At 62.6% G+C, this 2178-nt stretch carries 2 protein-coding genes; both read left to right on the top strand.

All coding sequences use genetic code 11. The annotated features are described in order from the left end of the window. The coding region (locus HMPREF9440_RS00010) for an autotransporter outer membrane beta-barrel domain-containing protein (RefSeq protein WP_008540284.1) at positions 1 to 1486 on the top strand (1486 nt) is incomplete at its 5' end. 420 nt (positions 1487 to 1906) lie between these two features. After that, the coding region (locus HMPREF9440_RS00005; RefSeq protein WP_008540282.1) for an ESPR domain-containing protein at positions 1907 to 2178 on the top strand (272 nt) is incomplete at its 3' end.

Genomic DNA, 2178 nt, shown 5'->3' with positions numbered 1-2178 from the left:
AGCAGGTCCGGTTTTCGACCCCCACCCCAAGGCGGGTGCCGTGATTTCGACCGTCACCGATACGCCTGCCCAGGAAGGCAAGGCCGTCGCCTACCTCGACCGTACGGTGAAGTTGGACACGAACGGTCAGATCAACCTCGGCACGCCCGACGGCGCCGCTGGCAAGAAGTTTTCCGTGGGGCAAAACGGCGTCCTCATCATCAACGCCACGGGCAACTACGACGGTGCCGTGATCGACGGCGACCTCACCATTGACTCCGATGGTGAAATCGCAATCGAAAACTTCACCAAGGCGGGCACCCTCCTGATCGCGACGGGCACGGTTACCAACAATGCGAGCACGGAGATCAAATCCGACAACATCTTCCTGACCGGGAATTTTGAGCAGGTAACGCAAGACGAGAGCCAGGTTTGGGCGATCACGGCCACTGCCGCAGACAACGTCTCGACCGACGCCGCCTTCAACGCCGCCGCGAAGCGGGTCGTCAACGGCGAAGGCGACGCGCTCGCCCGCGAAGTGCTGGCCGCCATCGGCGACACGACGCTGGAAGCGTCGCCCTTCATCGATTCGACCACGGGCAAGCTCTCCGATGCGGGCATCCAGGCCGCGTCCGAATTCATGGCCGCCCCGGTCGTCTCGGGCGCCTACAACGTCGCCTACGACGCCGCCGCGGAAGTCTCCCGTGTCGTCATGAACCGCAACGTTCAGAGCGAAGGCATGGGCGCCTGGGCCGACGTCTTCTACGCCTCGAACGAAGCGAAGAAGCTCTACGGCGACCAGGGCTACAGCGCCGACATCTACGGCGGCGTGTTCGGGTTCGACACGACCTTCTCCTGCGGCGCGAAGCTGGGGGCTGCGGTCTCGATCGGGCAGTCCGACGCCGACAGCGAAGGCTCCTTCTCGCAGTTCTCGACCGACACGGACTTCTACGGCATCTCGCTCTACACGGGCAAGAACGTGGGCGACACGAGCCTCTACGTCGGTGCGGACCTCTCCTACCTTTGGTTCGACAACGACATCAAGGGCACGGTCGCGGGCGTGAAGGCCGACGACAAGGTGGACGGCGAAGTCTTCACGGTGGACCTGCGCGCCGACTGGACGGCCTACGCCGGCGCCTTCAACGTCGTGCCGCACGCGGGCGTCCGCTACACCTCGATCGACGTCGATGCGTTCCACGGCCTCGACAACGGGTCCGTGAACGTCGTCGAACTCCCGGTCGGCGTGAAGGTTGCGGGCACGTTCGAACCCGCCGCCGGTTGGAAGCTCGTCCCGTCAGTCGACTTCACGGTCGTGCCGCAGGTGGGCGACAAGGAAGTCTCCACCCTCGTGGGCGACGTCGACGTGATCGACAACCTCTACAACACCACGGTGGGCGTGGAGGCCGTCTACGGCCAGTACGCCTTCGGTCTCGACGCGGGCTACGGCTTCGGCAGCGACGACCGTCAGAACGCCACGGTGAAGGCGAACTTCAGCTATCGCTTCTGATGACGGAGCCTTCGCCCCACGCCTTCGGCTCCAAGAAGGCGCGGGACGGAGGATTCACACTGCGCGGGGCGAAAGCCCGGCGCTTGAGGCCCGATCTTGGGAAACCGAGGTTGGGCCTTTTTCTCGCCTGAACCCTCGGAATATGAGCGGTCAAGCGGGGAAGAAACAATTTTGAAACAGTTGTCCACAGGCATCGCAGGTACTGGCGGTTTCCCTGAGTCGCGATCTCGACTTGCCTGGCAAATAAATGAAGGAGTTGGAAAGATGCTTTGGAAATGATTAGAAATAGGGGTTTACCCCCCCCCGCGAATTCTGGCACGGATTCGTAAGATCCGCTCAGTTTCTCTGCGCAGACGCGTTCCGCCCGAAAGGCGGGCATAACGACAAAGACAGCAGAGGGACACTATTGGAGCACAAAACATGAACAAGACATACAAAGTGCGCGCCACCCGTGCGGGCGCGCTTCAGGTCGTGAGCGAACTCACCTCTTCCGTGGCCGCGATCGGTACGAAGACGGTGGTGACCGTCGCGACGACCATGGTGGCGGGTGCGGCCATTGCTGCGATTCCCACGGTGCCGTCGGGCGAAGACACGAAGACGGTGACGACGGCCATCGGTTGGAGTGACGACGCGATCAACCAGTATCAGAACTTCGTCTTCTGGGGCGTGACGGACAAGGGCCAGTCGGCTCT

The organism is Sutterella parvirubra YIT 11816 (assembly GCF_000250875.1).
GTDB lineage: Bacteria > Pseudomonadota > Gammaproteobacteria > Burkholderiales > Burkholderiaceae_F > Sutterella > Sutterella parvirubra.
The sequence above is the reverse complement of the archived record's forward strand: the minus strand, read 5'-3'. Positions and strand labels throughout refer to the sequence as shown.